This is a genomic window from Streptomyces sp. 378 (genome assembly GCF_030124145.1).
Taxonomy (GTDB): domain Bacteria; phylum Actinomycetota; class Actinomycetes; order Streptomycetales; family Streptomycetaceae; genus Streptomyces.
Map to the genome: position 1 here is coordinate 312,208 of NZ_JASKMS010000005.1, position 26,875 is coordinate 339,082.

Below are 26,875 nucleotides of genomic sequence, written 5' to 3' on the forward strand. Positions count from 1 at the left end.
CCTGTCGGAGGCAGGGCCTAAGCTGCGGGGCATGCTGAAGGTGGGCCTGACCGGTGGCATCGGTGCCGGCAAGAGTGAGGTGTCACGGCTGCTCGTGGAGTGCGGGGCCGTGCTGATCGACGCCGACCGCATCGCGCGGGAGGTCGTCGCACCGGGGACGCCGGGGCTCGCTTCGGTCGTCGAGGCCTTCGGCGAGGAGATCCTCGCCGAGGACGGCAGCCTGGACCGGCCCCGCCTCGGCGCCATCGTCTTCGCCGACGCGCAGAAGCTCGCCACCCTCAACGCGATCGTCCATCCCCTGGTCGGCGCCCGCTCCCGCGAGCTCGAGGAGGCCGCCGCCGAGGACGCGGTCGTCGTCCACGACGTCCCGCTCCTCACCGAGACCGGTCTGGCGCCGCTCTACGACCTGGTGATCGTCGTCGACGCGGCCCCCGAGACCCAGCTCGACCGGCTGGCGCGGCTGCGCGGCATGACCGAGGAGGACGCCCGGGCGCGGATGGCCGCCCAGGCGACGCGTGAGCGGCGCCGGGAGATCGCCGACATCGTCATCGACAACGACGTCCCGCTCCGGGAGCTGGAGCAGCGCGTGACGGACGTGTGGGCCGAGCTGGTGCGCAGGTCGCGGGCGTCCCGGCCGTCTCCCACGGAATAGCGGCGCCCTCGGGGGGCGTTGAACCCGTGCAGTGAGGGAAGGACTGTGCCGTGCCCGAGACCAGCGGTTCGACCGGACGTACCCCGGAGACGCATGTCATCGACTTCCGTGCCGCCGAGCAACTCCTCGCGGCGCGGGACCCGCGGGGCGCGGTGAAGCTCCTCGACGGCGTCATCGCCACGCACCCCGAGAACACCGCCGCGCGGCTGCTGCGGGCGCGTGCCTTCTTCGCGGCGGCGCAGCTGAGGCCGGCGGAGCTCGAGTTCCAGATCGTCCTGGAGCGGGAGCCGGACAACGCCTTCGCACACTTCGCGCTCGCCCGTACATATGAGCGGCAGGGCCGTCCCGACCAGGCGAAACGCCACTTCCGCCTGGCGGCCGCGCTGGACCCGAACCCTGAGTTCCTGAAGGCCGCGCGCTTCGACTCGTGACCGGCCGCCCCGCCCTCCTCAGGGGCGATCGTCCGGCGGCCGGTAGGGCGGGACGCCGGGGCCCGGCTGGTAGTGCGGGCCCTGACGGATGCGCCGCAGGACGACGGCCAGGTCGATCGTGACGATCACCAGCAGCACACCGCAGGCGATGGCCCAGCCGGTCCGCCCGGTGATCACGAAAGCCACCGTCCCGAAGAGTGCCCAGAGCAGCCCCCACAGGCTCAGCCAGAAGCGCGCCCGCAGGGCACTGCGCGCGGTCCGCGGTTCACTGCCTGTACGCATCGCCGATCACCACTCCTGCTTGCAACGTACTCTTCGTGGCGAGGCTCCCCAAGGTCCACCGAAGTCCACCAAGGTCCACGGGGGAGCCGCGCACATCGCCGGACACCCACCACACTGCCCGAGATCCTGCTCGATCACGCGGTGCCGCACGAGGCCATCGACGACCTCCACGGATCCGGGCGGTGTCGGCGGTCTGGGTGACGGTGTCGGCGGAAAAGGCGTTGCGGCCGAAGTCGCCCTGCACCGGGCGATGAGTCCGGGACCTTGGGGCGGTCTACCCCTCCGACAGCAGCACGGACCGCTTCCCGCAGGAGACCGCCATGTCCAAGGCCACCGCTTCCGTCCCCGTCGTCGGCTCCACCCCGGCGGGCGCCGTCATCGCCGAGTCCGCGACCGCCCGCGGGCGGCGTGCCCGGATCGCGCTGCGCACGCTGCAGGTGCTGCTCGCCCTCTTCTACGCGATTCCGAGCGCCCTGCCCAAGCTGATCGGCCACGCGTCGGCCGCCGAGTCCTTCGAGCGGCTCGGCTGGGGCAGCGCGGGGATGTACACCATCGGCCTGCTCGAACTGGCCGGAGCCGTCGCCCTGTTGATCCCGGTGCTCCAGTCGGTGGCGGCGATGGCGCTGGGCGCGTTGATGGTGGGCGCGTTCATCGTGCAGACAGCCGTCTTCGACGGGCAGTACGCGGCGACGCCGCTCGTCCTGCTCGTGCCGCTCGCCCTCATCGCCTGGGCGAGGCGGGGGCACAACGCCGACCTGGTGCGGCTGCTGAGGCGACAGGCCTGACCGCGTCTCGCGTGCGGCTGCGGCTGTGGGCTGCGGCGGCGTCCGGGAGGCCGAGGGGCGCCTCCCGGGCGCCGTCGCGCCGCTCGCTGTCAGGGCTTAGGTCCGCCGAAGCCGGGGCCGGCGCCAGGACCTGGGACCGGGCCGGGTCCGCCCAGACCGCGCAGACGTTCCAGCTCGCGGCGGTCCCGCTTCGTCGGGCGGCCCGCGCCGCGGTCGCGGATGCCGGCCGGTGCGACGGCCTCGCGGGGCGGGGGCGGCGGGGAGTTGTCGATGTAGCACTGGGCGGCCACGGGGGCCCCGACCCGCTTGCGGATCAACCGTGTGACGACGACGACCCGCTCGTGCCCCTCGTGCCGTAGACGTACCTCGTCACCGACGCGGACGGCGTGTGCGGGCTTCACGCGCTCGCCGTTGACCCGGACGTGGCCGCCCCGGCAGGCGGTCGCTCCCATGGAGCGGGTCTTCACGAGGCGGACGGACCAGATCCAGCTGTCGACGCGCACGGTCGTGACGCCCTGCGGGCCCGCGGCCTCGGCCGCGGCGATCGCCGCGGCGACCTTGGGATCCAGGGGCTTGGTGTCGCTGTCGCCGGTGCCGCCTGCGGCCTCGGGGGACTCGGGCGTCGACCCCTCGGGCCCGTCCGTCCTCTCGTACTCCGCACCTTGAGAAGCCATGTCTCCGACCCTAGCTCTCCGGGGCGCCTTGCCGGGCGGAATATCGCCCTGCGAACCGAGCCTGCCAAACTAGTTTTGCAAAAACTCTTTTGGCAACTGCCCCGGGCGACCTACCCTCCCGGCATGGACAGCGACGAGCACAAGCGCGTACTCGATCCCGAGCAGGACACCGCCGCCCTGAAGGCCCTCACCCACCCTCTGCGCATCCAGTTGCTCGGGCTGCTGCGGCAGGACGGGCCCGCCACGGCGAGTGAGCTGGCCGCGCGGACGGGGGAGTCGTCGGCGTCGGCCAGCTATCACCTGCGGGTGCTGGCGAAGTACGCGTTCATCACCGAGGCCGAGCACCGCGACGGCCGGGAGCGGCGCTGGCGGGCCGTACACACGGTGACCTCCTGGAGCAACGAGACGATGGAGTCCACCGCGGCGGGCCGGGCCTTCGTCAGCCTGGCGCGGCGGCGGCAGATCGAGCACCTGGAGAGGTCCCTGGCCCGGCACGAGGTGGACATGGCCGCCGGGCGGCTCGGCCAGGAATGGGTGGAGCCGTCCGGGATCAGCGACCTCATGCCCCGTCTGACGGCCGAGTCGCTCACCGAGCTCTTCGGTACCGTCTCGGCGAAGCTGGAGGAGCTGACGGTCCGGGACGCGGACGATCCGCGCGCCGAGCAGGTCGTGTTCCTCGCCGCCGGACTGCCGCTCGCGGCGCACGGCCCCACGGGTTTGGGTCCCAGGGACGCCGAGGTGACTGAGAACCCCGAGGCCGTCGAGAGCGGCGAGGCCGAGAACCCCGAGGCTTAGAACGGGGCGGCGTGCCCCAACGCGAACGACCTGCTGCACCGCAGGTCGCCGGTGCGGGGCGTGCCACCGCTCTGTCCGTCCAGTCCCTCGCCCAGCAACTGGTCGGCGCGCTCACGGGCCTGGCCGTCGGGGTGCTGCGCCCGGGCCCGTCGCCCTGGCTGCTCACGGGTGCCGTACTGCTGTCCGGGGCCCTGCTCTGGCTGCGCCGGAGCGACGCACCCCGGATCGACGAAGGGCCCGTGCGGGCCACCGGCGTCTGAGGCGGCGCAGCGGCGTGTCCGGGCCGCTCCCGGTGATCTCGCCCCGGTGCCGACTCTGCTCCCACCTGCGCCTACCGTGGAGTGATGGATGCGAGCGGCCTTCCCCTCCTCGACCGGCGGATCGCGGACTGCCGGGCCTGCCCGCGGCTGGTGTCCTGGCGCGAGGAGGTGGCCCGCGCCAAACGAGCCGCCTTCGCGGACTGGACGTACTGGGGCCGGCCGGTGCCCGGCTTCGGGCCCGCGGACGCCCGGCTGCTGATCGTGGGGCTCGCTCCCGCGGCCCACGGCGGCAACCGCACCGGCCGGATGTTCACCGGCGACCGCTCCGGGGACGTTCTCTTCGAGGCGCTGTACGACGTCGGTCTCGCCTCCCAGCCGACCGCCGTGCACGCCCAGGACGGTCTGGAACTGTACGGCGTGCGCGTCACCTCGCCCGTGCACTGTGCCCCGCCCGCCAACAAGCCCACCCCCGAGGAGCGGAACACCTGCCGTCCCTGGCTCGTGCGGGAACTGCGGCTGCTGCGGCCGACGCTGCGGGCCGTGGTCGTGCTCGGCGGCTTCGGCTGGCAGGCCGCGCTGCCCGCGTTCGCCGAGGCCGGCTGGCCCGTGCCCCGGCCGCGTCCGGTCTTCGCCCACGGCGCCCGGTACCACCTCGACGGCCTGGAGCTGTTCGGCTGCTTCCACGTCAGTCAGCGCAACACCTTCACCGGTCGGCTCACTCCCGCCATGCTGCGGGACGTCCTGCGGACGGCCGGGCGGGCGGCGGGGCTGCCGACCGAAGGCGGCTAGCTGTATTGACCTGGAGCGTTGTTCACGCGGCTGATGGGTGGGTGGCCGCCGAGTGCGGTGTGGCAGCGGTGGTGGTCGTAGGTGTGCAGGAAGTCTGACAGGGCGGCGGTGCGTTCTCCATGACCACGACGTCCGACCGGGCCCGCACTCCCGTCCTCCGCGGTGAGCACGGCCCCGTGCAGCACCCGGCCGTGCTCACCGAGGACGACGGCCCCGCACAGGGCGGCCGTCGGGGCGGCGTACGCGGACTCGGGGACGACGCCCGTGTGCTCGATCAGCAGGGGACTCTCCTCAAGAGGACGACCCCTCGGGCACGACGGCGGTCGCGGTGATCTCCACCAGTTGTCCCGTGTACCCCAGACACGCCACGCCGATCAGCGTCGACGAGTGCGGACCCGCACTGAGGCCGGACGCCTCGACCACACTCCACACGGCGGACAGCACGGCCGGTTCACCGCTCACCACGTACACCTCGGTCGCCACGACGTGCGCCAGATCGCTGCCGACGGCGGCCAGTTGCTCCCGCAGGTTGTCGATGACCTGCTCGGCCTGCCGCACCGGATCTCCGGCCCCGACGAGCGAGCCGTCGGGGCCCAGCGGTACGGACCCGGCGAGGAACGCCAGCCGTGTGCCGGCCTCCACCACGGACACATGGGAGTAGGCGGGCGGCGGGAAGAGGCTCGGCACGGTGACGCGGCGGATCACGTGAGGTCTCCGATCTGCGGGCGGCGACAGGACAACCCACCGATCATGAGGGGCCCGGCACGCGCCCGCACAGGTATTTCGGTTCCCGGCGGCCGGGCCGTCCCCCTACGCTGCACCCGGATCCACGCCTGCCCAGGAGCCCACCGTGCCCGTGCCCGTCCCGGACCGCACGTTCCTCGACACCACCGCCGACCGCCTCGCCGCTCTGCCCGCCGTGGAAGCCGTCACCCTCGGCGGCTCCCGTGCCCAGGGCACCGAACGGCCCGACAGCGACTGGGACCTGGCGGTCTACTACCGCGGTGTCTTCGACCCGGCCGATCTCCGCGCGGTCGGCTGGGAGGGCGAGGTCTGCGAGATCGGCGCCTGGGGCGGTGGCGTCTTCAACGGAGGCGCCTGGCTGACGATCGAGGGCCGCCGCGTGGACGTCCACTACCGCGATCTGGACGTGGTCGCACACGAGGTGGCCGAGGCTGAGCAGGGCCGTTTCCGCGTCGAGCCGCTGATGTTCCACTTGGCGGGCATCCCGACGTACCTGCTCGTCGCCGAACTCGCCATCAACGAGGTGCTGCGCGGCGACCTGCCCCGTCCGGGCGCCTATCCGCCGGCACTGCGGGCGAGCGCCCCGGCGCGCTGGCACGGCATGGCCACGGCGACCCTCTCCTACGCCAAGGCCGGACACGCTCCCAGGGGCGCCGTCACACAGGTCGCGGGGGCGATCGCCCTGGCCGCGACACAGACGGCGCACGCCGTGCTGGCGGCGCGCGGAGAATGGGTCACCAACGACAAGGGGCTGCTGGCCCGCGCGGGGCTGGGGGAGGTGGACGCGATCCTGCGCGCCCTCACGGAGGATCCGGCCGCACTCGCCAGGACCGTCACCGACGCCGAGGAACTCCTCGCCCGGGCCGTGACCGCCGTCACCGCCGGGTGAACTGGACACGGGTCGGCTGGACGACGTCCGGGCGCAGCGCGATGCCGTCGACGGTGAGCTGTTCGCCGTAGATGTCGGTGAGCCTGAGGGGGCCGCCACAGCCGGTGCCGTCGGGGGAGAGGAAGTAGTTGTACTCGGTGCGCGTCAGCCGGCTCCAGCCGCTGCCGGTCCTGACCTCCAGCCGGGCCAGCGGATTGCGGTGGCCGAGTGCCTGGATGCCGCACCAGTGGCTGCTGGAGCCGGTCTTGTAGCGGATCGAGAGCGTCTCTGACGTGCCGGGGCTCAGCAGACTCCAGGTGACGGGTATCCGGCCCGCGGAGAGACCGGCGAGCTTCGCGAAGGCCTCCTTGCTGAGGTCGAGCTGGCCGGGGGCGCAGGGCAGCGGGCACTCGTTGGTGACACGGACGGTGACGGAGGCGCCACTCGCCGCGCGGACCAGGATGTACGCCCCGCACGCCCGGGACGTCTCGTAGTCGGTGTGGTTCATCGCCGCGACCATCAGGTCGGGGCTCGGGCCGTACAGACAGGCGCCGTCACCGTCCTTGGCGTCGTAGTGGGTGGCGACGCCGTCGTAGTCGGTCCCGGGCCTGATCCGGCCTGCCAGGGGCGCCGTGCCGGACGCCGGACGCGGGGCGGAGGACTTGGTGGCGGCGGGCGAGGGCCGCGCCGACGCGGTGGTCGGAGCGGGCGCCGGGGTGGAGGAGGCCGAGGCGGACGGGGAGGCCGTCGAGTGCTTCGGCGCCGGGGGCGTGGGCCCGTCGCTCGTCGGCGGGGCGCTCGGCCGGGTGCTGCCGGTCGCCGTCCGCACCGTCTCCGGTTCGCCGCCGGGGCGCAGGGCGATCACCAGGGACACGAGCAGCCCTGCGGCTGCCACGGCGACGGCCCAGACGAGGGCCGTGCGCCGCTTGCGGAGGGGACGGCGGTGGGATGCGGATGCCACGGATCAGTCCTTCGGGTCCTTGCGTGGTTCGGGAGAACGCGCGCTCACGACTCACCAGTGGCCGCCGGGCCCGGAAAGGTTGCCGGGGCCGGCTCTTGATTGCGTACATAAAGAACGCCGGTTTCGAGCCGCCCGACACGTTCCGGAAACCTATCCTCCAGGAACCCCGCCTACCGTGGGCAGCCACACCCCGCCCCGGCCACCGTCGCCCGAAGGCTCACCCCTGCCCTCGTCGAGACGACAGGAGCCCCGTGTCCCGCCGCATCACCCCGCACCTTCCGCCCTGGCTCGCGCACGCCCTGCGCGCTCAGCGGGGGCCCGTGCCCTGGAGCGCGGTGACGCGGGGTGCCCTGTCCGCCGGGCCCTTGCTGCTCCTGGCCGTCCGGACCGGCCTCGTCTCCCTCGGTGTCGTCGCCGCCGTCGCCGCCATGCTCGCCGGCATCAACGACCGGCCCGGGAGCCGGCGCGTCTCGGTCAAGCGGATCGGAGTACCCGCCCTGGGCGGTGCGGCGGGAGTCGTGATCGGGACGTACACCGGGCAGGGGACCGGGGCGGTCGTGCTCACCGTCGTGCTCACCGCCGTCGGGCTGGTCGCCGGGGGGATGAGCGCCGTCGGGCCCGTGGCGTCCGCCGTCGGGACACAGCTGCTCGTCGGCGCCGCCATCGGCGCCGGGATGCCCCTGCCGGAGCCCGGGTGGGAGCGGGCGCTCGCCTACCTCGCCGGAGCGGGATGGCTGCTCGTGCTGCGGCTCGTCCTGCCCACGCCCGGCTCCCTGGCCGGTGACTTCCGCTTCGACGGGGAGCGGGAGGCCGTCGCCGGTGTCTACGAGGCCGTCGCCGAACTGCTCGACGCCGCTGGAGGGCCGGACGCCATCCGCCGCCGGGCCGCGCTGACCGCCGCCCTCGACCACGCCCAGGACGCCCTCGCCGGGCCCCGGCTGCGGAGGTACGCCTCCTCCTCCACCGAGCGGCGGCTGCACGCGCAGTACGCCGCCGCCCTGCCCCTCGCCGAGGCCGCCACCGCGCTCGCCTGGGCCGAGGAGACCGTCGCCGAGCGGGCCTCCGAAGGCCCCCGGCGGCTCGCCGCCGCCGTACGCGGCAACACCCACACCGGGCCGCTGCCCGCCCCCTCCCGTGCGGCGCCCGCCCTGCGCGCCCTCGACGACGCCCTCCTGCACGCCGCAGAGGTGTTCGACCAGGGCGGGGGCGGCGATCTGCACACCCGGCCCCGCAGCGCCGGGGACCGGCTGCGCGCCGCCCTCGGCAGTGCCGGACGTGAGTACGGGCTGCGCGTCGCCCTCTGCTTCGGGGCCAGCGCGGCGGTCGCCCAGGCCCTGCACCGGAGCCAGTGGTACGGGCAGCACGAGCACTGGTACTGGCTGCCCGCCACGGCCGTGTTCCTCGTCAAGCCCGACCTGGGGCCGCTGGCCTCGCGGGTGCTGAACCGGGCCGCCGGGACCGTCCTCGGGGCGCTGCTCTTCGCCGGGTTCGCCGCCGTCCTGCCCCGCCCGGAAGGGCTCATCGCACTCGTCGCCCTCAGCGGCGCGCTCATCCCCGTCGCCACCCGGCACTTCGCCGCCCAGACGGCCGTCGTCACCGTCCTCGTCCTCGCGCTCGTCATGGTCGGTGGCGAGCCCCAGGCCTCCGCCGGCCGGATCGGAGAGACGCTGCTGGCCTGCGCGATCGTGCTGATCGCCGGGCACCTGCCCATGCCCGGCCAGCGCGGCGGGGGAGTGCGGGCCCGGCTCAGCACGGCGAGCGAGGCCGCCTACGCCTACCTCACGCACGTTCTGGACGAGGCCGACGCCCCGCGCGTCGGGACCTCGGGCACCCCGTCCGATCACCGCGCCACCCGCTGGACGCTGCGCCGCGAGGCCTATCGCACCCTCGCCGAGGCCCGTTCGGCCATCTCTCTCGCCGCGCACGAACTCCCCGCACTCGCCCGGCACACCGAGGGCGCGGACGAGGTCGCCCGCCTCCTCGAACGCCTCGTCGACACCACGACCGCCTGTGCCGTGCACCTCGACGACACGGGTCGCATCGGGCCCCACCACAAGGAACGCCTCACGGCAGTCCTCGCCGAACTCGCCGGGCGGGGAGAACGGGTGGGGCTACGGCCGCCCCGGACGCCCCTCGCCGGATAGCGCGCCCGCCCGCGGGACCGCCCCCGGGCTGGGATCCGCCCCCCGGGCCGGGGCCCCTGCGGGCCGGGGTCCGCCACCCGGGCCGGGGTCCGCTTCCCCGCGCCTGCCCGCGGGACCGCCCCTGTGGCCGGGGTCCGCCCCCAGGGCCGGGACCACCCCACTGGCCGGGGCTCACCCCCGGGCCGGAGTCCGTCCCACTGGCCGGGGACCGAACCCGGGCCCGGTCTGGGTCCGCCACCCCAGGGCTGGGATCCGCCCCTGGGCCGGGACCACCCCACTGGCCGGGGCTCACCCCCGGGCCGGAGTCCGTCCCACTGGCCGGGGACCGAACCCGGGCCCGGTCTGGGTCCGCCACCCCAGGGCTGGGATCCGCCCCTGGGCCGGGACCACCCCACTGGCCGGGGCTCACCCCCGGGCCGGAGTCCGTCCCACTGGCCGGGGACCGAACCCGGGCTGGGATCCGCCCCCGGGCTGGGACCACCCCTCGGGCTGGGCCCCCCGAGCCGGGACCGCCCCCCGGGTTGGGATCCGCCCCTCAGGCCGGGACCGCCCCCCGGGTTGGGATCCGCCCCTCGGGCCGGGGACCGCCCCGGGCTGGGATCCGCCCCCGGGCCGGGATCCGCCCCCGGGCCCGGATCGCTCCGGCAGCGGTGGCGTGTCAGCCGCCGACCCGTACCCACACCGGAGCGTGATCCGAGCCGGGCTCACCCCGGCGCTCCGCCGGATCCGCACCGACCGACGGCAGGCGGGGCGGGCCCTCGCCGGGCAGGCCCGTGCCCGCCGCCGTCGCCCGGCGCACCAGGCGGTGGCTCAGCAGCACGTGGTCGATCAGCTCGCGCCGCCCGGCGTGCACCCGGGACCAGCGCTGCCCGGGCGGGATGAGCGGGGCCACGTCCCACAGCCGGGTCGCGTCGCCGCGGTCGGCACGGTCGTAGCCCGGTGTGCCGATCTCCGAGCCGGGCGGGCCCAGCAGGATCTGCGTGGTCGCCGCCTGCACCTCGTCGTTCAGGTCGCCCAGGACGGCGACGTCCCGGGCCCGGCCGTCACCGGCCAGCAGTTCGTCCGCGAGGGCGCGCAGGGCCGTCGCCTCGGCCGCCCGCCGGTACAGGGCGTAGGCGCCGTAGCGGGCCCGTTCGCCCTCGTCGCGCGGCTGGAACCGGCCGTCCGGATACGACAGCAGCTTCGACTTGAGGTGGCAGACGGCCACCCGCAGCGGCCCGTCCCCGCCCTCCACCTCCACCGACAGGACGCCCCGCCCCGCCTGGCCCGCCGTCAGCCCCGCGTCGTCCGCCTGGACGGGACGCAGCTCCGTCGGGAACGCCCGTGTGTCCGCGACCACCGTCACGGCCGTACGGCTCAGGAACCCGACGCGTATGCCCCGGCCGTCCGCATGCTCGGACAGGGCGACGTGCCAGTCGTCGTCGAGCATCCCGGCCAGGTCCTTCAGGGCCTCGGGGTCCCCGACCTCCTGCACGCCGAGCAGGGTCGGACCGAGTTCCGTGATCACGGCGGCGAGCGCGGCGAGCTTCAGCCCGTACCCGGCCTCGTCCTTCGGGCCGTACGGGCCGCCGGGCCGGTAGAGATTCTCCAGATTCCAGGTGCCGATGAGCATGCCGGGCTCCTTTCAGAAGCCGACAGTCGGGGTGGTGAGGCCAGGGTGCGCGCCCGGCCCGCCCCGCGACAGAGCCGTGACGGGATGTGCGGTTCGGCTCATGCCGCCCTACGACGCCGTCGTACGTTGGCGTGGTGACGCCTTCTGCCGCGGACCGTCCCGCCGACCTCATCATCAGCGCATGTACCGTCCTCGTGCACGACGATCAAGAGGGGATCGGGTTCGCGCGCCACGCCGCGATCGTCGTGCGGGACGGCGCCGTCGAGGCGGTCACGACCACCGCCGAGGCCGCGATTCTGCCCGCCGCCGAGCGCATCGACGCCTCCGGCCAGGTCGCCCTGCCCGGCCTGATCAACTGTCACACGCACGCGCCGATGGTCGCGCTGCGCGGCCTCGCCGAGGACCTCCCCACCGAGGAGTGGTTCAACGACGTCGTCTGGCCGGTCGAGTCCAACCTCACGGCGACGGACGTCGAGCTGGGGGCCCGGCTCGCCTGCGCCGAGATGATCCGTGCGGGCGTCACCTGCTTCGCCGACCACTACTTCGCCATGGACGCCGTCGCCCGGGTGGTCGCGGAATCCGGCCTGCGGGCGCTGCTGGGCGAGGCGTTCTTCTCCTCGCAGGGCCCCGAAGGCCGGGAACGGTCACTGGAGTTCGCGCTGCGGCACCGCGGCACGGCCGACGGCCGGATCACCACCGCGCTCGCACCCCACGCTCCCTACACGGTCGACGACACCGACCTCGCCGCCACCGCCGAGCTCGCCCGCACGCACGGCCTGCCCGTGCACCTCCACGCCGCCGAGAACCGCGACCAGACCGAGACCAGCCTGGCCCGCCGCGGCGTCACCCCGGTCGAGGTCCTGGAACGCACCGGCATCCTCCACACGGACCTGCTCCTCGCCCACGGCACCGGGATCGCCGACAGCGACCTCCCCCTGCTGGAGCGGTCCCACGGCCGTACGGCCGTCGCCAGCGCGCCCCGCGGCTACCTCAAGTTCGCCTGGCCCGACACCACGCCCGTCCGCGCCCTGCGCGACATCGGCGTCGACGTGGGTCTCGCCACCGACGGCGCCGCCTCCAACAACTCCCTCGACGTGTGGGAGTCCATGGCCCTCACCTCACTGGTGCAGAAGTCGGCCGAGGGCGACCCCCGCTGGCTGACCTCCCGCCAGGCCCTGCACCACGCCACACTGCAGAGCGCCCGTGCCGTGGGCCTCGGGGACAGCGTCGGCAGCATCGCCCCCGGGCGGCGGGCCGACCTCGTCCTGGTAGACCTCACCGGCCCGCACACCCAGCCCGTCCACGACCTGGCCGCCACCCTCGTGCACAGCGCCCGCTCCGCCGACGTCCGCACCACGATCGTCGACGGACGGATCCTCATGCGCGACCGGGAACTGCTGACGATCGACGTGGCGGCGGTGCTGCGGGAGCTGGAGGAGCGGCTGCCCGCCCTCGTCGAACGGGGCCACGGCCGGCGCGTCCAGCACTACGACACCTGACGGCACGCGAAGACATCGCGGAAAATCTCCCCGGCGGCGGTGAGTTCCGACCCTCCCGCCGCCGGTCACCACCCTTCCTGGATCAAATCGGGCATCTCGCCCGTCTCGTGGCTCGTGACACCTCACCGCACTGGGTCGGCGGAAGGGGAGGGAGGAGCCCAGGGGGCGCGCGTCGGCCTTTGGTGCGCCTGCGGGACGTGAGCGCATCCGGTATCACGACGAGTGCGACGACTGATACGGAAAGTGAACACATACGCCAAGAGGCTGAGAGCTTGGTCACACTTGGCGGTGAACGCGTGTCAACTACGTCTCAGAACCGTCACTTCGCGAGCCGTTCACCCCATGGTTGGCGTTTAACTCTACGAGTACAGCGCTACATGGAGGTGCAGGGTGAACGGGCGAACGGTGCTCGAACGCTTTCCCGCCGGTGGGCCGCGTGGCTCCTGGCCTGCGGAGGAGTTCGCGCAGGCGCGGCGTCGGGAAGGCCTGCCCGCCGAGGTCGTCATGGACCTCGCCACGGACATGTTCCTGGTGATCGTGCGCAGCGGGGACGTGGCCGACGCCACCGCCTGACGTGTGCCCTCAGCCCGCCTTCGGCGCCGGCACCTTCGGGACCGGCGCGGGCGACGAGGCGAACTGCTCCGCCTGGAGCGCGTACAGCTCGGCGTAGAGCCCGCCGGTGGCCAGCAGCTCGTCCGGCGTCCCGGACTCCACGAGCCGGCCCTGGTCCAAGACGTGCACCAGATCCGCGTGCCGTACGGACGCCAGCCGGTGCGTGATCAGCACGACCGTCTGGCCGCTGTCGGCCAGGGCGCGGATCCGCTCGAAGACCTCCAGTTCGGCCCGGGCGTCCAGGGCCGCCGTGGGCTCGTCCACGATGAGGATGCGACCCCTGCGGTAGGCCGCCCGGGCGATGCCCAGCCGCTGCCACTGACCGCCCGACAGTTCGTGCCCGCCGCTGAAATTGCGGGCGAGTAGCGTGTCCAGCCCGCGCGGCAGGTCCGCGATCACGGCCTGTGCCCCGGCCTCGGCGACCGACGCGGCCAGCCGGTCCTCGCACACGGGCACCGAGGGACGCCCCAGGGCGACGTTCACCCGGGCCGTGAACGGCCAGCGCTTGAAGTCCTGCGCCACCATCGCGATCCGCTCGGCCAGCCGGTGCCGGTCGGCGGTCGCCGCGTCCACGTCGTCCCACAGGATCCGGCCCCGCTCCGGCGTGTAGAGCCCGGCCAGCAGCTTGACCAGGGTCGTCTTGCCGGAACCGTTCTCACCGACCAGCGCCACGATCCGGCCCAGCGGCAGGCTGAGCGTCACGTCGTCGAGGGCCGGCCGGGCCGAGTCGCCCGGATAGCGGAACGTGACGTTCTCGAAGCGGATCTCGCGCGGATCCTCCGGCAGCGACGCGCCGCCCGCCGGGATCGCCCACCGGTCCGCCTCGGTGTACAGCCGATGCAGATCACCGACGAAGAGGGCCTCCTCGTGCAGCGCGTTGACCTCCACGACGAGCGTGTCCAGGCTCTGCGAGCCGGTCCGGATCGCGATCACGGCCGTACCCGCGACGGACAGGGCCATCGACCCCGTCAGCAGCAGCCCGCCCAGCGTCGCGTACGTCGCCACCGTCGCCAGGCCCGTCCACGCCGCCGCGATCAGGCCCGTGCGCGCCGCGAGCCCGGCGAGGCGCGCCTGCTCGGTCTCGGCCGTCTCCGACATCGCGCGGAAGTGCCGCAGCAGGAAGGAGCCCACCCCGTGCACCCTGATCTCGGGGGCCGCCTCGGGCTCGATCAGCAGATTGCCGAGCAGCCGGCCCGCGCGGGCGTGCTGCACCCAGGCGTGGAAGGACTCGTAACGCCGCCGGGCGACGGTCAGCGCGCTCCAGGCGCTCGGCAGGGTCATCGTGACCAGCAGCGGCAGCAGGGCCGGGTGCAGTACGGTCAGCACTCCCGCCGCCGCGACCAGCGAGATCATCGCGTTGATCACGCGGGTGCCGTAGGAGATCATCCGGCGGGCGGAGGCGGCGCCGTACTGCGCGGTGTCCAGCAGTTTGTGGAAGGCGTGGTCCTCGATCGCGGCCAGCTCCACGGCCGCGGCCCGCTCCAGGTACCGCTCGGTCGCCACCCGCTCCACCTTGGGCTCCAGCCGACCGGTGGCGTAGGTGCTCGCGGCTCGCAGCAGCGCCGCGAGGAACATCACGACGGCCACCGTGACCAGGGCGGGGACGGCTCCGCGCAACCGGTCGTCGATCGGGCCGCCGCCCATCAGCCGGGCCAGCACACTGTTCACCGCGAGCAGGCTGACCGCCTGCGCCACGCCCCGGCCCGCCTCGGCGGCCAGCACGGTCCGCGCGGCGCCCCGGTCGGCCTCTCGCGCGAGCCGCAGGCTGGACGCCAGCAGGGATGGCAGCCGGGTGATCATGGCACGGAAGTTCAGCTCCAGGAACGCGTCGGCGTGCTGGTTCCAGCCCATGTCGTAGCGCAGCGGCCCGCCGAAGAGCAGCCGCTCCGACTCGGACACCTCCGGCGCGGTCCGCTTCTTCCCCACCGTCGACCGACCTCCCCGCCTCGTGCCAGCCCGTGAGCGGCCCACTATCGCGGGGCGGGTCCGGGCCCGGGCAGGGCGCACCCCGGGGCGCCGGAAGCGCGCGGGCGCACGACCCGACCCGGGGAGGCGGAGGGGCGGCGCGGAGGTGCGGGGTGGTGCGGCGCAGCGGTCTGCCGGTCCCGGCTACGCGCTGACCGGGCGGGACCAGGACGGCGCCGTCCCCGTGGCGCGGCACAGCGCCAGGTAGAGGGGGATGGGCGGGGTGTACGGAAGCGTGCCGTCGGGGCGGTGGATCAGGTCGGGGATCTCCAACAGGTCCGGGACGACCGCGCCGGTGGCGTAGCGCGCCGGGGAGGGCCATTCCAGGGCGTGGTCGGAGTCGGACGGCACCAGCCACCACCAGTGCGTCTCGTCGGCGTAGACGCAGCCCACGCGGGGCAGCCGGGGCATCACCAGCGGGCCGACGTGGGCGGGGACCGCGACCGCGTCGCAGCCGAGCGGGTCGGTCATGCCGTCGGGCACGGGCAGGCGCAGGGCCGGGCCGGGCGTGCGCAGTCCGCGCCCGACGCGGACCAGGGTGTCCAGGTTCAGCACGCGGCCCGCGTGCGCGGGGCTCATGTGCGTCCCAGGTCTCGGTGGCGCCCCTGCGGGGGGACCTCCGGGGCGTCCCGCAGGTGGTGGCGTGTCTGGTGGGTGCCGTCGCCGTCGCCCGGGTCGTCGGACGGGCCCCGCTTCGGGCGGGTGCCCCAGCCCAGGTCGCCGCGGGGGCCGGCCGGCTCGGGCGGGGCGTCGGCCGTGCGCGGCAGCTCGGCCCAGACCAGCAGCCCGGGGCCGTCCTCGTGGGCACCCCAGGCATGGCAGAGGGCGTCGACGAGGAGCAGTCCCCTCCCGTGCTCCTCCTCGGGCCGGGTCCGGCTGGCGGCGTGGGGCTGGCCCGGGGCGCAGCCCTCGTCCCGCACGGCTATCCGCACCAGGTCGTCGCCGTCGTGCAGCTCGCACACTATGTGGGTGCTCGCCGTGTGCACGATGGCGTTGGTGACCAGCTCGGAGACCACCAAGGCCGCGCTGTCGCACGTGTCCTCGCACACCGACCAGCCGGTGAGCCGGGCCTGCGTCAGGCGTCTGGCCTGGGCGGGAGAACCCGGATGTGCGGCCAGCTCGAAACGGAACCTGCGCTCGGCAGCGACCCCGAGAGGGGCCTCTCCCGTGGCGGCGCCATGCCCGAGAGGGCTTGCGGCGGCATCTGTTCCTAAGGGCGCGGACGGAATCACGCTTGCCACTATCGCCCCGCCGCGAACACTTGGCAAGTGTCACTCTGAAAATTGCAGAGTGCTGTGTGACGGTCTGGATGGCCGTGGCACACTGCTCGCAACAGCACCATGCGCGGCGCCAATTGAGACCGTCGAAGATTCGTTTGAGATGCCTGTTCGAATCGGCTCTTCGAAAGGGTTTTCGAATGGCGCCGCCGGGCTGTCAGCGTTCTTTTGTGGCCGGCTCGTCAGAACTCTTCGTGGAGGTGGAGCGTGAGTGAACCGCGGTCCGCGCCGACGGTCGGTCAGGTCGTACTCGGCCGACGCCTGTTGGACCTGAGGGAACGCGCCGGGATGAACCGCGAGGAGGCCGCGCGTATCCTGCGCGTCGCCCCCGCCACCGTCCGCCGTATGGAGATGGCCGAGGTCGCGCTCAAAATCCCGTACCTGCAACTGCTCCTCAAGGCATACGGAATCTCCGACGAGGAGGCCGAAGCCTTCGTCCGGCTGGCCGAGGACGCCAACAAGCCCGGCTGGTGGCAGCGTTTCCACGACATCCTGCCCGGCTGGTTCTCGATGTACGTCAGCCTGGAGGGCGCCGCCGGCGTCATCCGCAGCTACGAGCCCCATTTCGTCCCCGGGCTGCTCCAGACCGAGGACTACGCGCGCGCGGTGCTCCGCTCCGGCGCCATCGGCCAGACCCGGCCCGAGGACATCGAGGGCCACGTCGCCCTGCGGATGCGGCGCCAGGACCTGCTCACCCGCGAGGACGCGCCCCGGCTGTGGGTCGTGATGGAAGAGACCGCGCTGCGGCGCCCGGCCGGTGGCCCGGAGGTGATGCGTGCCCAGATCGACAAACTGCTCGACGCCACGAAGCTGCCCAACGTGACGCTCCAGATCGCCCCGTTCGCCAATGGACCGCACCCGGGCACCTACGGGCCGTTCGTGCTGTTCCGATTCGCCGTGCCCGAACTGCCGGACATGGTCTACAGCGAGTACCTGACCGGCGCGGTCTATCTCGACGCGCGCAGCGAGGTGGCGACCCACCTCGAGGTCATGGACCGCATGGCGGCGCAGGCCGCTACGGCACATCGCACGAAGGAGATCCTCCGGGACCTCCGCAAGGAGCTGTGAATGGATCGCATCAAGCCGCGCAAACACGTCTACAACGGCATGCCCGCGCGTGACTTGGGCAGCGAAGGCTGGCACAAGCCGTGGAGCGGCGGAAACGGAGGGAACTGCCTGGAGGCGATGAAACTCGCCGACGGCCGGATCGCCCTCCGCCAGTCCACCGACCCGGACGGTCCCGCGCTGATCTACACCACGGACGAGATGACGGCCTTCATCGAGGGAGCGAAGGCGGGGGCGGCGGACTTCCTGCTGTCCTAGGGTGATGGCCGTTGCCCCTTGCCGTCGCTCGACTCTCACGTTTCTTGCGTTGTCACGGAATCGCAGGTGCTGAATTGACCACCCTCTGCGCCTTACGGAGTGCCACATGACCGGGCAGGACCCCACGTCGGCCGTCCACATCGACACGACCAGACCCCATCCCGCGCGGATGTACGACTGGTACCTCGGCGGCAAGGACAACTATCCGGTCGACGAGGAGATGGGCCGGCAGATGCTCACCCTCGATCCGAGGGTGCCGGTGATGGCACGGGTCAACCGCGCGTTCATGCACCGCACCACGCGCTGGCTGGCCCGGAGCGGTGTCCGGCAGTTCCTGGACATCGGCACCGGCATCCCGACCGAACCCAACCTCCACCAGATCGCCCAGGAGACCGCCCCCGAGGCCAGGGTCGTGTACTGCGACAACGACCCCATCGTGCTGGCCCACGCGGCGGCCCTGCTGCGGGGCACGGACGAGGGCGTGACCGAGTACCTCCAGGCCGACGTGCGTGACCCGGACGCCATCCTGGAGGGCGCGAGGAAGGTCCTGGACCTCACCCGGCCCGTCGCCCTGTCCCTCGTCGCGCTGCTGCACTTCGTCTCCGACGAGGACGGCGCCCACGACCTGGTCCGCCGGCTGGTCGCCGAACTGCCCTCCGGCAGCTACCTGGTGATGACCCACGCGACCGCCGACTTCACCCCGGAGGAGTCGAAGGCGGCCACCGAGAAGCTGCGGGCCGCCGGGGTCACCCTGGCCCTGCGCTCCCGCGAGGAGTTCACCCGCTTCTTCGACGGCCTCGACCTCGTCGAACCCGGCGTCGAGGTCCCCCACCGCTGGCACCCCGAGCTCGGCGAGCCCGTGCCCGGGCAGGACGACGGGGTGATCCCGGGGTACGGGGCGGTGGCACACAAGGCCTGAGCACCTCGGGGTTGGGCGGGGCGCGGGCCGCTGGTTTCCCGGGGCCCCGGTTCGGCTTCGGGCCGGTTACGGAGGCAGGGGCGTGGGCTGCCGGTTTCCAGGGTCCCCGCCGCGAGCGGCTGTTCCGCTTCAAGCCGGTCATGGAGGCGGCGGCGCGGGCCGCTGGTTTCCCGGGCCCCGGGTTCCGCTTCGGGCCGGTCACGGAGGCGGCGGCGCGGGCCGCTGGTTTCCCGGACGCCCGGGTTCCGCTTCGGGCCGGTCACGGAGGCGGCAGCGCACCGCACAGTGCCTCCAAGGCCGGTCCGTAGGCGTGCTCGGAGGGGGTCGCGTACCCCACGACGAGACCGTCGCCCGTCGGCATGTCCGTCTCCGGGTGCCGGAACGCGGCGAGGCCGTCGAGGGCGATGCCCTGCCACACGGCGGCCTTGACCGCGGACGCCTCGGTGCCGGGCGGCAGTCGCAGCACCGCGTGCAGCCCGGCCGCGATGCCGGTGACCTCGATGTGCGGCGCGTGTTCGGCGAGCGCCGCGACCAGCCGGTCCCGGCGGCTGCGGTACCGCAGCCGCATCCGGCGTACATGCCGGTCGTACGACCCCGAAGCGATGAAGTCCGCCAGACTCAACTGGTCGAGGACGCTCGCCCACGCCTCGCGCTCCCCCTTGGCGGCCACGACGGCGCCCGTATACCGCTCCGGGAGCACCATCCAGCCCAGCCGCACCGCCGGCGAGAGGCTCTTGCTGACCGAGCCGATGTGAATCACCCGCTCGGGGTCGAGCCCCTGGACGGCACCGACCGGCTTGCGGTCGTAGCGGAACTCCCCGTCGTAGTCGTCCTCCAGGACCAGTCCGTCATGCGCGCGGGCCCAGTCGATCACGGCGGCCCGGCGCGCCGGATGCAGCGGGCCGCCGGTCGGAAACTGGTGCGCCGGCGTGAGCAGCACCGCCCGCTGCCGCCCCAACCGGTCGACGCGCGCGCCGTGTTCGTCGAGGGGGAGCGGCACGGTGCGCACGCCGGCGGCGGCCAGGACCTCCCGGTGGAACCCCAGCCCGTACGCCTCCACCGCCAGCGGCCCGCGCAGAACACCGCCTCCGAACAGCAGCCGCAAGGCGTGCGCGAAGCCGGAGCAGATCACGATCAGGCCCGGCTCGGTCCGCACCCCACGCGCGCGTGCCAGGTACTCCGTGAGTGCCTGGCGCAGTTCCGGCCGGCCGGCGGGGTCGCCCGGACCGAACACCTCGTTGGGCGCCTGCTGGAGGGCCCGCCGGTAGGAGGCCAGCCAGGCGGTGCGCGGGAACGCCGAGGCGTCCGATGTGCCCTGGGCGAGGTCGTGCCGGGGACCACGCGCGCGTGGCGGTGCCTTCTTGGGCACGCGCGCGGCGGGCCGCAGCGGCTCCGCCCTCCCCCATTGCCTGAAGGGCATGGCCGCTACCCCCATCGCGACCCGGGTCCCCGAGCCCTGCCGTGCCGTGAGCCAGCCCTCCGCGACGAGCTCCGCGTACGCGTCCGCCACCGTGTTGCGGGCGACGCCGAGGTCTGCCGCGAGCGAGCGGTACGGGGGCAGCCGCGTGCCCGGAGCGAGCCGCCCGCTGCGCACGGCCTCCCGCAGGGCCCGGGTCAGCGCCGCCCGCCGGCCGCCCGGCCCGGTCAGCTCCAGATGCAGATCGGACCCGATCCGCTGCGCGGAATTGACCCACGATGATGCCATGGAAATGCACCCTACAGCGGGTCTTTCCGGCTCGTAGATTCGAGGGCATGACGACGAACACGAGCACGCACCGCACCCATCTGGCCCCGAAGCGGCTGGACTTCGGCACGTCCGCCCCGAAGGCCTTCCGGGCCCTCATCGCCTTCGACGCCGCCGCCCGCGAGGGCCTCGACCCGGCCCTCGTCGAACTGATCCAGATCCGCTCCTCGCATCTCAACCACTGCGCGTACTGCCTGCACATGCACACCAACGACGCCCGCAAAGCCGGCGAGAGCGAGGACCGCCTCCACATGGTCGCCGTGTGGCGCGAGGCCCGCCCCTTCTTCACCGAGCGGGAGCAGGCGGCCCTCGCCCTCACGGACGCGATGACCCTCGTCGCCGACGCCGGAGTCCCGGACGACGTCTACGCGCAGGCCGCCGCACAGTTCGACGACCGCGAACTGGCCCAGGTGCTCGCCCTGATCTGCACGATCAACACGTGGAACCGGGTGGCGCTGTCGACGGGGAAGGTGGCGGGGACGGACGAGCGGTGATCGTCCCGCGGGTGGGCGGTGGCCGGTCGTTTCGGTGGGCGGTGGCCGTTCGGTCGGGGCGGGCGGTGATCGGTCGTTCAGGTGGATGGTGGCCGTCTTCGGGCGGGCAGGTGGGCGGCGTGGTCGAGCGGGCCGACGGTCTACACCGCCATGGGCCGGTCGTACGGCCCGATCGGCGCCGGCAACCGTGAACTGCCCGTCAGATGACGGTCGACGGCTGCCGCCACCGCCCGCCCCTCGGCGATCGCCCACACGATCAGCGACTGCCCCCGGGCCGCGTCCCCCGCGGCGAACACCCCGGGCACGTTCGTGGCGAAAGCGGAGTCCCGCGCGATCGTCCCGCGGGGCTCCATCTCCAGCCCCAGCTGATCGACGAGCCCGTCCTCCCGGTCCGGCCCGGAGAAACCGAGGGCGAGCAGCACGAGGTCGGCGGGGAGAGTGCGCCCGGTGCCTTCCACGGGGCGGCGCCGCGCGTCCACCTCGACCAGGTGCAGCGACCGCACCCGCCCCTGCGCGTCACCGTCGAAGCGCAGCGTGGACGCCGCGAACAGGCGTGCGTCCGCGTCCGCCACCGGGGCGGTGCGCAGGTCTCGGGCCTCTTCGTGCGCAGCGGACAGTCGATAGACCCGCATCGGGTAGGTCGGCCACGGCTCGGCGTCCTCGTCGCGCTCCGTGTCCGGCAGCGCGTAGATGTCCAACTGGGTCACGGACGCGGCACCCTCCCGGACGGCCGTCCCCAGACAGTCCGCCGCGGTGTCGCCGCCACCGACGATGACGACGTGCTGTGCGGCGGCCGACAGCGGGGACGTCTCCAGATCGCCCTCGCACACCCGGTTGGCCAACGGCAGGTACTCCATCGCCTGGTGAATGCCCGTCAGCTCGCGCCCCGGCACCGGGAGCTCACGCCAGGCGGTCGCCCCGGTGGCGAGCACCACGGCGTCGTAGCGGGAGCGCAGTTCGGCGGCCCCGACGTCCGAGCCGACCGCCGTAGACGTCCGGAACTTCGTCCCCTCGGCCCGCATCTGCTCCAGCCGCCGCTCCAGATGGTGCTTCTCCATCTTGAACGCCGGGATGCCGTACCGCATCAGACCGCCGAGCCGGTCGTCCCTCTCGTACACGGCGACCGTGTGTCCGGCCCGGGTCAGCTGCTGGGCCGCGGCCAGCCCGGTCGGTCCCGAACCGATCACCGCGACCGTCCTGCCGGACAGCCGCTCCGGCGGCCTCGGCGGCGCGAAGCCCTCCTCCCAGGCACGGTCGGCGATCGCGCACTCCACGTTCTTGATGGTGACGGCCGGCTGGTTGATCGCCAGCACACAGCCCGCCTCGCACGGAGCGGGGCACAACCGGCCGGTGAACTCCGGGAAGTTGTTGGTGGCGTGCAGCCGGTCGGCGGCCCCCCGCCAGTCCTCCCTGGACACCAGGTCGTTCCATTCCGGGATCAGGTTTCCCAGCGGACAGGCGTCGTGACAGAAGGGAATGCCGCAATCCATGCACCGGTCGGCCTGCTTGCTGATGATCGGCAGCAGCGCCCCGGGGACATGAACCTCGTCCCAGTCGCGGGCCCGTTCCTCGACCGGCCTGCGTGGCCAGTCCTGGCGGGGCGTGGTCATGAAACCCTTGGGATCGGCCATGGCCGTCTTCCTTGCGTGCGCGTGAGACAGGCCGTGCGTCGTGGGGCGGCACTGGTCCCACTCTGGCGGCACTCCTTTTCGCCACGATACGTCCGCCTCCCGGCCGATGCCTGTCGCCCCAGGGCGCGGGTGTCAGGTGAGCGCCAGCACGTACGCCAGTGCCGCTCCGGCCGAGGCCGCCGTACGGACGTGGTTCCACAGCGTCCACTCGCGCACATACACCGGCCAGTACGCCGCCGCCTCCGGTGTGCCCGGCTCCAGACCGGCCAGCGCGTCGTTGCGCGGCACGTTCGCGACCATGGTCGGCCCGAACGTGCCGAACAGGTACAGCACGCTGCCCACCAGCAGTTCCACCGTCCCCTCCTCCGGCCACAGCACGAACGTCACCACCGCGATCACCGCACACAGCACGGCCGACCCCAGGAACACGATCATGAACGGCGGCGTCACCGCCGCCACGTTGATCGCGTTCATCGCGGCGACCCCCTGCGCGGGCGGCAGCATGCCGAGGCCGCGCATGACGAAGGTCGAGAACCCGCAGAACACACCGGCCACCAGGCCGGTCCCGAGCACGCCCAGCACCGTGAGCACGAAGTACGGTCCGTCGATCATTTCTCTCTCCCGCCCGTCGCGCCGGAACACCGCCCGGCACCCCTTTCTCGACCCCAGTGAATTCCCGAACAGGCGCAGTGACCATGGCCGAGCGCCGCGACGCCATAAGCGAACGTCCACGGCCCGCCGAACGGCCGCGTCGACGGCATGACGGCCGACGGCACCATGGGACCACGTCATGCCGTCATGCCGTCATGACGGCCGACGGCACCACGGCACCACGGCACCACGGCATGACGAAACCATTGCCGACGGCCGACGTGCACGACGGCCGACGACATGACGGCTCAGAGCCCCGGCGCTCTTGTGTCACCCCGCGGAACCGAGCCGTGCCTCCGTCCACCCCCTCATTACCGTCGCCACCGCCGCCGCGATCCGCCGCCGGGCCTCGTGTCTCGGCACCCCGCTCATCAGCAGCCGGTCGTACGGCGTGTCCAGATGCCGTACGGACGCCACGACCGCCGAGGTCACCGCGGACTCCGTCAGTGCACGCCCCGCCGCGCTGCGGCCGACCCGTCCGCTGCCCCGCTCCGAGGCGTGCAGGGCGATGGCCCGTGCCCGATCGGCCGGGCACCCGGGAAACAGCAGCAGGATCTCGGTCGCGAACGCCTCGGCGAACAGAGCGTCATGAGCCGCTCGCCGCCGCGCGTCCCGCACCCGGCGCCGTCGTCTCGCCTCGGCGTCCGCCAGACACCGCTGCTCCGCCCTGGCCAGTGCCGCTTCCTCGACCAGCACGCCCTGCCGCTCGTACCGGCCCTTTCTCCGGTTGAACCGCACGACCACCGCCGACAGCGTGCTCTCCTCCCGTGATCTGCGGGTGAGCGCGGTGTCACCGCTGGGCAGGAACACCAGATGCCCGAGGTCGGCACAGTCGAGACAGCGCGGGGCGCCGTCCTCGAGGGCGAGCAGCGGCAACGGCCCCCGTCGGCACTCGGCGCAGTAGCGCCGCTTGAGGGGCTGGAAGGCGAGAAGTCCGGTGAAGGGCTGGAGCGTCGCGCGGGGGACCATAGGGGGTTCATTCCCGTTGACGGAGGCGTGAACTACGCAGCCCGCCACAGACCCTGGCGATCCGGGCACCGTCCTCGCCACGGCGCCTCAGGGCCGGACGCTTCCCGCGGTGGGCTGACGCATCATGGGTCGTGTGCGACTCGAAGCGATCACCTGGGAACGGCTCGGCGACCTGCTCGCCGAGCATCTCCTCGATCTGAAGCCCGCCGACGGCTCTCCCTGGCTTCGCATCGCCCTCGACGGCGCCCCGGCAGCCCGCCCGGGAGACCTCGCCGACCGGATCTCCCAGGCGCTGCGCGTCCGCGGCCGTTCCTCGCTCGTGGTGGGCACGGAGGGTTTTCTGCGGCCCGCCTCGGTACGGCTGGAGTACGGCCATCAGGATGTCGAGGCGTACTACAGCGGCTGGTACGACACCGGCGCCCTGTGGCGTGAGGTGTTCGGTCCGCTCGAAGCCGACGGCGACGGTCGCGTCCTGCCCGACCTGTGGGACCCCGCCGCCGACCGAGCCACCCGCAGTCCCTACACCGAACTCCCGCCCGGCGGTGTGCTGTTGCTGCACGGACCCTTCCTCCTTCGGCACTGGTTCCCCTTCGATCTGAGCGTCCATGTCCTCCTCTCGCCGGGCGCCCTGCGCCGTCGCACACCCGAGGCCGTGCACTGGACCCTCCCGGCGTTCGAGCGCTACGAGCAGGAGACCGACCCGGTGGCCACGGCCGATGTCCTGGTGCGGGCCGATGACCCCCGCCACCCCGCCTGGAGCGGTCGGAGCGACTGAGCCAGGAGCCGGGGTGCCGGCGCCCGGGTGAGGTGGCGGCGGACGAGGTGGCGCCGGGGTCCGGTATCCGGCGGAGGCGGCAGGATCCGGCCCCGGGCGTAAGTCGCAGAGACCGGCCCCGGGCGGAGGCGGCAGAGGTCGGCACCGGGCGGCAGCGCTGAGGCGGCAGGGCCCGGCAACGGGCCGTGGGGCCGAGTTCCGTGTGCGGGCGTCCGGTGACGCGGCGAGAATGAAGGGCGCCGGGACTCGCGGTGCGTCCGGCGCCGCGCCGGCCGTCCGGCACCGGGAGGTACTCCATGACCACCGCCGGAGACATCATGCACCGCGGCGCCCAGTGGATCCCCGCGCACGAAAACCTCGACCGCGCCGCCCAGCTCATGCGCGAGCTGAACGTCGGCGCCCTGCCCATCAGCGACGAGAACGAGCGGCTCTGCGGCATCCTCACCGACCGCGACATCGTCGTCGGCTGCGTCGCCATGGGTCACGACCCCGCCAGGGTCACCGCGGGCGACATGGCGAAGGGCACGCCCCGCTGGATCGACGCGGACGCCGATGTCGGCGACGTGCTCCGCGAGATGCGGGAGCACCAGATCCGCCGACTGCCGGTGATCCATGACAAGCGCCTGGTCGGCATGATCAGCGAAGCCGACCTGGTCCGGCATCTCGCGAAGGACCAGATCGCCTCCTGGGCGGAGGGCGTCTACGCCACGACCGCGTCGCACTGACCCCGACGTTCACCCCCCCCGGGTGGTTCAGGCGGGCCCTCCGGGGGGGGCACGGGGCCGGTTCAGAGCCAGCCGCTGCGCCGGAACCCCCGGTACAGGGCGAGACACGCGGCGGATATCACGCCGATGACCATGCCGTAGCCGTACCGCCACTGCAGCTCCGGCATGTGTTCGAAGTTCATGCCGTACACGCCGCACACCATCGTCGGCACGGCGACGATCGCGGCCCACGCCGTGATCTTCCGCATGTCCTCGTTCTGCGCGACGGTGACCTGCGCGAGGTGCGCCTGGAGAATGGAGTTGAGCAGTTCGTCGAAGGCCGCGATCTGCTCCTTCGCCCGCAGCAGATGGTCCGAGACGTCGCGGAAGTACGCCTGTATCTCCGGGTCCACCACGCGGATCGGCCGGGTGGCGAGATCCTCCAGCGGCCTGCTGAGCGGCACCACCGCCCGCTTCAGTTCCAGCAGTTCACGCTTGAGCTGGTAGATGCGCCCGGGGTCGGCCCGCGCGCCGGCCTCGGAGAAGACATCCGTCTCGACGTGGTCGATGTCCGCCTGCACCGAGTCCGTGACCGTCAGGTAGTCGTCGACCACGTGGTCCGCGATCGCGTGCAGCACCGCCGACGGCCCCTTGGCGAGCTGACCCGGGTCGGACTCCAGCTCCTCGCGCAGCGGTCCCAGCGAACCGTGCCGGCCGTGTCGCACCGTGATCACGAAGTCCGCGCCGACGAACACCATGATCTCGCCGGTGTTCACCACCTCGCTGGTGGCCGTGAGTTCCTCGTGCTCGACGTAGCAGACCGTCTTGAACACCGCGAAGAGTGTCTCGCCGTAGCGTTCCAGCTTGGGGCGCTGGTGGGCCTCGATCGCGTCCTCGACGGCCAGCGGGTGCAGGTCGAAGAGCTCGGCGATGCCCGCGAACTCGCTGTCCGTGGGCTCGTGCAGACCGAGCCAGACGAAGCCGTCCCGGCTCTTGCGTACCCGCTCCACGGCGTCCACCAGGTCACCGCGCGCGTCGGTGCGCACGCCGTCTTGGTATGTCACGCAGTTCACCACAGAGGAGCCCAGGGGAGACCGGGCCGGGTGACTCAGGTCGACGCGCGGACGCCGTCGGGCCAGCCGGGCCACTCTGCGAAGGCCGCCGACCCCGCCGAGGCTCGTCACCTTCCGCAGATTCCCTGCCATGGACATCCGGATCTCCTTGCGTGGAACTTCTCGCGCCGTTCCTGCGCCTTGGCGCGTCAGTCTGCCAGGCCTGTGTGAGCTGCGGGTGAGCCTGTGGATACGCCCCATTC

The 26,875-nt window shown here is 73.2% G+C and carries 29 protein-coding genes and 1 pseudogene; 17 read left to right on the forward strand and 13 right to left on the reverse strand.

What is annotated here, in order from left to right; all coding sequences use genetic code 11:
* Nucleotides 1–31 precede the first annotated feature (31 nt).
* Together coaE and QNO09_RS10150 are read left to right on the forward strand one after the other, a co-directional pair.
* Nucleotides 32–652, forward strand: coding sequence for a dephospho-CoA kinase (gene coaE, locus QNO09_RS10145; RefSeq protein WP_283969765.1), 621 nt, complete (start codon nucleotides 32–34; stop codon nucleotides 650–652).
* Nucleotides 653–702: 50 nt separating this feature from the next.
* Nucleotides 703–1,083 carry a tetratricopeptide repeat protein gene (locus tag QNO09_RS10150; RefSeq protein ID WP_283969766.1) on the forward strand — a complete coding sequence of 127 codons (381 nt, stop codon included), beginning with the start codon at nucleotides 703–705 and terminating at the stop codon, nucleotides 1,081–1,083.
* 18 nt (nucleotides 1,084–1,101) lie between these two features.
* Here QNO09_RS10150 and QNO09_RS10155 read toward each other — a convergent pair whose 3' ends face one another.
* Complete coding sequence (locus tag QNO09_RS10155) at nucleotides 1,102–1,365, reverse strand: DUF6343 family protein (RefSeq protein ID WP_283969767.1); 264 nt, start codon at nucleotides 1,363–1,365, stop codon at nucleotides 1,102–1,104.
* A 320-nt stretch (nucleotides 1,366–1,685) separates the two neighbouring features.
* On the opposite strand from QNO09_RS10155, the gene QNO09_RS10160 reads away from it, so the two are divergent.
* A complete protein-coding gene (locus tag QNO09_RS10160) occupies nucleotides 1,686–2,150 on the forward strand; it encodes a DoxX family protein (RefSeq protein WP_283969768.1) in 465 nt (154 codons plus the stop codon).
* 89 nt (nucleotides 2,151–2,239) lie between these two features.
* Here the strand turns inward: QNO09_RS10160 and QNO09_RS10165 are convergent, their stop codons facing one another.
* Complete coding sequence (locus QNO09_RS10165) at nucleotides 2,240–2,824, reverse strand: RNA-binding S4 domain-containing protein (RefSeq protein ID WP_283969769.1); 585 nt, start codon at nucleotides 2,822–2,824, stop codon at nucleotides 2,240–2,242.
* A gap of 123 nt (nucleotides 2,825–2,947) precedes the next feature.
* On the opposite strand from QNO09_RS10165, the gene QNO09_RS10170 reads away from it, so the two are divergent.
* The 3 genes from QNO09_RS10170 to QNO09_RS10180 all read left to right on the forward strand — a co-directional run bounded on the left by QNO09_RS10170 (nucleotide 2,948) and on the right by QNO09_RS10180 (nucleotide 4,668).
* Nucleotides 2,948–3,619, forward strand: coding sequence for an ArsR/SmtB family transcription factor (locus QNO09_RS10170; RefSeq protein ID WP_283969770.1), 672 nt, complete (start codon nucleotides 2,948–2,950; stop codon nucleotides 3,617–3,619).
* An 11-nt stretch (nucleotides 3,620–3,630) separates the two neighbouring features.
* Entirely contained in the window at nucleotides 3,631–3,879 is a 249-nt protein-coding gene (locus QNO09_RS10175) for a hypothetical protein (RefSeq protein WP_283969771.1), read from the forward strand.
* Between the two features lie 84 nt (nucleotides 3,880–3,963).
* A complete protein-coding gene (locus tag QNO09_RS10180) occupies nucleotides 3,964–4,668 on the forward strand; it encodes a uracil-DNA glycosylase (RefSeq protein ID WP_283969772.1) in 705 nt (234 codons plus the stop codon).
* A gap of 291 nt (nucleotides 4,669–4,959) precedes the next feature.
* Here the strand turns inward: QNO09_RS10180 and QNO09_RS10185 are convergent, their stop codons facing one another.
* On the reverse strand, nucleotides 4,960–5,373 hold the full coding sequence (locus tag QNO09_RS10185; RefSeq protein ID WP_283969773.1) for a RidA family protein: 414 nt from the start codon (nucleotides 5,371–5,373) through the stop codon (nucleotides 4,960–4,962).
* Between the two features lie 151 nt (nucleotides 5,374–5,524).
* Here QNO09_RS10185 and QNO09_RS10190 point away from each other — a divergent pair, with 151 nt between their 5' ends.
* Nucleotides 5,525–6,301, forward strand: coding sequence for a nucleotidyltransferase domain-containing protein (locus QNO09_RS10190; protein ID WP_502962275.1), 777 nt, complete (start codon nucleotides 5,525–5,527; stop codon nucleotides 6,299–6,301).
* Here the strand turns inward: QNO09_RS10190 and QNO09_RS10195 are convergent.
* Entirely contained in the window at nucleotides 6,288–7,241 is a 954-nt protein-coding gene (locus QNO09_RS10195; protein WP_283969775.1) for an expansin EXLX1 family cellulose-binding protein, read from the reverse strand. The genes QNO09_RS10190 and QNO09_RS10195 overlap by 14 nt on opposite strands.
* A gap of 251 nt (nucleotides 7,242–7,492) precedes the next feature.
* Here QNO09_RS10195 and QNO09_RS10200 point away from each other — a divergent pair, with 251 nt between their 5' ends.
* Entirely contained in the window at nucleotides 7,493–9,385 is a 1,893-nt protein-coding gene (locus QNO09_RS10200; protein WP_283969776.1) for an FUSC family protein, read from the forward strand.
* Nucleotides 9,386–10,043: 658 nt separating this feature from the next.
* Here the strand turns inward: QNO09_RS10200 and QNO09_RS10205 are convergent.
* Nucleotides 10,044–10,997, reverse strand: a complete 954-nt coding sequence (locus QNO09_RS10205) for an endonuclease/exonuclease/phosphatase family protein (RefSeq protein WP_283969777.1) — start codon at nucleotides 10,995–10,997, stop codon at nucleotides 10,044–10,046.
* 134 nt (nucleotides 10,998–11,131) lie between these two features.
* Between QNO09_RS10205 and QNO09_RS10210 the strand changes: the two genes are divergently transcribed.
* From QNO09_RS10210 to QNO09_RS10220, 3 genes and pseudogenes are all read left to right on the forward strand, one after another.
* Nucleotides 11,132–12,496: an amidohydrolase gene (locus QNO09_RS10210; protein ID WP_283969778.1), complete on the forward strand. Its 1,365-nt coding sequence runs from the start codon at nucleotides 11,132–11,134 to the stop codon at nucleotides 12,494–12,496.
* A 121-nt stretch (nucleotides 12,497–12,617) separates the two neighbouring features.
* A pseudogene (locus QNO09_RS10215) lies at nucleotides 12,618–12,731 on the forward strand (DUF899 domain-containing protein); the annotation flags it as partial.
* Between the two features lie 155 nt (nucleotides 12,732–12,886).
* A complete protein-coding gene (locus tag QNO09_RS10220) occupies nucleotides 12,887–13,069 on the forward strand; it encodes a DUF8839 family protein (RefSeq protein ID WP_184912631.1) in 183 nt (60 codons plus the stop codon).
* A gap of 9 nt (nucleotides 13,070–13,078) precedes the next feature.
* Here the strand turns inward: QNO09_RS10220 and QNO09_RS10225 are convergent, their stop codons facing one another.
* The 3 genes from QNO09_RS10225 to QNO09_RS10235 form a co-directional block, all read right to left on the reverse strand.
* A complete protein-coding gene (locus QNO09_RS10225; protein ID WP_283969779.1) occupies nucleotides 13,079–15,034 on the reverse strand; it encodes an ABC transporter ATP-binding protein in 1,956 nt (651 codons plus the stop codon).
* A 183-nt stretch (nucleotides 15,035–15,217) separates the two neighbouring features.
* Entirely contained in the window at nucleotides 15,218–15,652 is a 435-nt protein-coding gene (locus QNO09_RS10230; RefSeq protein ID WP_283969780.1) for a hypothetical protein, read from the reverse strand.
* Nucleotides 15,649–16,314, reverse strand: coding sequence for an ATP-binding protein (locus QNO09_RS10235; RefSeq protein ID WP_283969781.1), 666 nt, complete (start codon nucleotides 16,312–16,314; stop codon nucleotides 15,649–15,651). The genes QNO09_RS10230 and QNO09_RS10235 overlap by 4 nt, the downstream gene beginning before the upstream one ends.
* Nucleotides 16,315–16,557: 243 nt before the next feature.
* Between QNO09_RS10235 and QNO09_RS10240 the strand changes: the two genes are divergently transcribed.
* The 3 genes from QNO09_RS10240 to QNO09_RS10250 all read left to right on the forward strand — a co-directional run bounded on the left by QNO09_RS10240 (nucleotide 16,558) and on the right by QNO09_RS10250 (nucleotide 18,592).
* Nucleotides 16,558–17,418 (forward strand): Sco1979 family transcriptional regulator, encoded by an 861-nt coding sequence (locus QNO09_RS10240; RefSeq protein WP_283969782.1) that lies wholly within the window; start codon nucleotides 16,558–16,560, stop codon nucleotides 17,416–17,418.
* Nucleotides 17,419–17,673, forward strand: a complete 255-nt coding sequence (locus QNO09_RS10245; RefSeq protein WP_283969783.1) for a DUF397 domain-containing protein — start codon at nucleotides 17,419–17,421, stop codon at nucleotides 17,671–17,673. It begins immediately after the preceding gene.
* 106 nt (nucleotides 17,674–17,779) lie between these two features.
* Nucleotides 17,780–18,592 carry an SAM-dependent methyltransferase gene (locus tag QNO09_RS10250; RefSeq protein WP_283969784.1) on the forward strand — a complete coding sequence of 271 codons (813 nt, stop codon included), beginning with the start codon at nucleotides 17,780–17,782 and terminating at the stop codon, nucleotides 18,590–18,592.
* Nucleotides 18,593–18,851: 259 nt separating this feature from the next.
* Here QNO09_RS10250 and pdxR read toward each other — a convergent pair whose 3' ends face one another.
* On the reverse strand, nucleotides 18,852–20,297 hold the full coding sequence (pdxR, locus tag QNO09_RS10255; RefSeq protein WP_283969785.1) for a MocR-like pyridoxine biosynthesis transcription factor PdxR: 1,446 nt from the start codon (nucleotides 20,295–20,297) through the stop codon (nucleotides 18,852–18,854).
* Nucleotides 20,298–20,344: 47 nt separating this feature from the next.
* On the opposite strand from pdxR, the gene QNO09_RS10260 reads away from it, so the two are divergent.
* Nucleotides 20,345–20,830: a carboxymuconolactone decarboxylase family protein gene (locus tag QNO09_RS10260; protein ID WP_283969786.1), complete on the forward strand. Its 486-nt coding sequence runs from the start codon at nucleotides 20,345–20,347 to the stop codon at nucleotides 20,828–20,830.
* A gap of 140 nt (nucleotides 20,831–20,970) precedes the next feature.
* On the opposite strand, the gene QNO09_RS10265 is transcribed toward QNO09_RS10260, so the two are convergent.
* The 3 genes from QNO09_RS10265 to QNO09_RS10275 all read right to left on the reverse strand — a co-directional run bounded on the left by QNO09_RS10265 (nucleotide 20,971) and on the right by QNO09_RS10275 (nucleotide 24,081).
* Complete coding sequence (locus QNO09_RS10265) at nucleotides 20,971–22,461, reverse strand: glutamate synthase subunit beta (RefSeq protein WP_283969787.1); 1,491 nt, start codon at nucleotides 22,459–22,461, stop codon at nucleotides 20,971–20,973.
* Nucleotides 22,462–22,593: 132 nt separating this feature from the next.
* On the reverse strand, nucleotides 22,594–23,073 hold the full coding sequence (locus QNO09_RS10270; RefSeq protein ID WP_283969788.1) for an anthrone oxygenase family protein: 480 nt from the start codon (nucleotides 23,071–23,073) through the stop codon (nucleotides 22,594–22,596).
* Between the two features lie 309 nt (nucleotides 23,074–23,382).
* On the reverse strand, nucleotides 23,383–24,081 hold the full coding sequence (locus QNO09_RS10275) for a DUF2293 domain-containing protein (protein ID WP_283969789.1): 699 nt from the start codon (nucleotides 24,079–24,081) through the stop codon (nucleotides 23,383–23,385).
* A 124-nt stretch (nucleotides 24,082–24,205) separates the two neighbouring features.
* Here QNO09_RS10275 and QNO09_RS10280 point away from each other — a divergent pair, with 124 nt between their 5' ends.
* Complete coding sequence (locus tag QNO09_RS10280) at nucleotides 24,206–24,856, forward strand: nucleoside/nucleotide kinase family protein (protein WP_283969790.1); 651 nt, start codon at nucleotides 24,206–24,208, stop codon at nucleotides 24,854–24,856.
* 296 nt (nucleotides 24,857–25,152) lie between these two features.
* On the forward strand, nucleotides 25,153–25,581 hold the full coding sequence (locus tag QNO09_RS10285; RefSeq protein WP_283969791.1) for a CBS domain-containing protein: 429 nt from the start codon (nucleotides 25,153–25,155) through the stop codon (nucleotides 25,579–25,581).
* Between the two features lie 62 nt (nucleotides 25,582–25,643).
* Here the strand turns inward: QNO09_RS10285 and QNO09_RS10290 are convergent, their stop codons facing one another.
* Nucleotides 25,644–26,771, reverse strand: a complete 1,128-nt coding sequence (locus QNO09_RS10290) for a magnesium and cobalt transport protein CorA (RefSeq protein WP_283969792.1) — start codon at nucleotides 26,769–26,771, stop codon at nucleotides 25,644–25,646.
* Nucleotides 26,772–26,875: the final 104 nt, after the last annotated feature.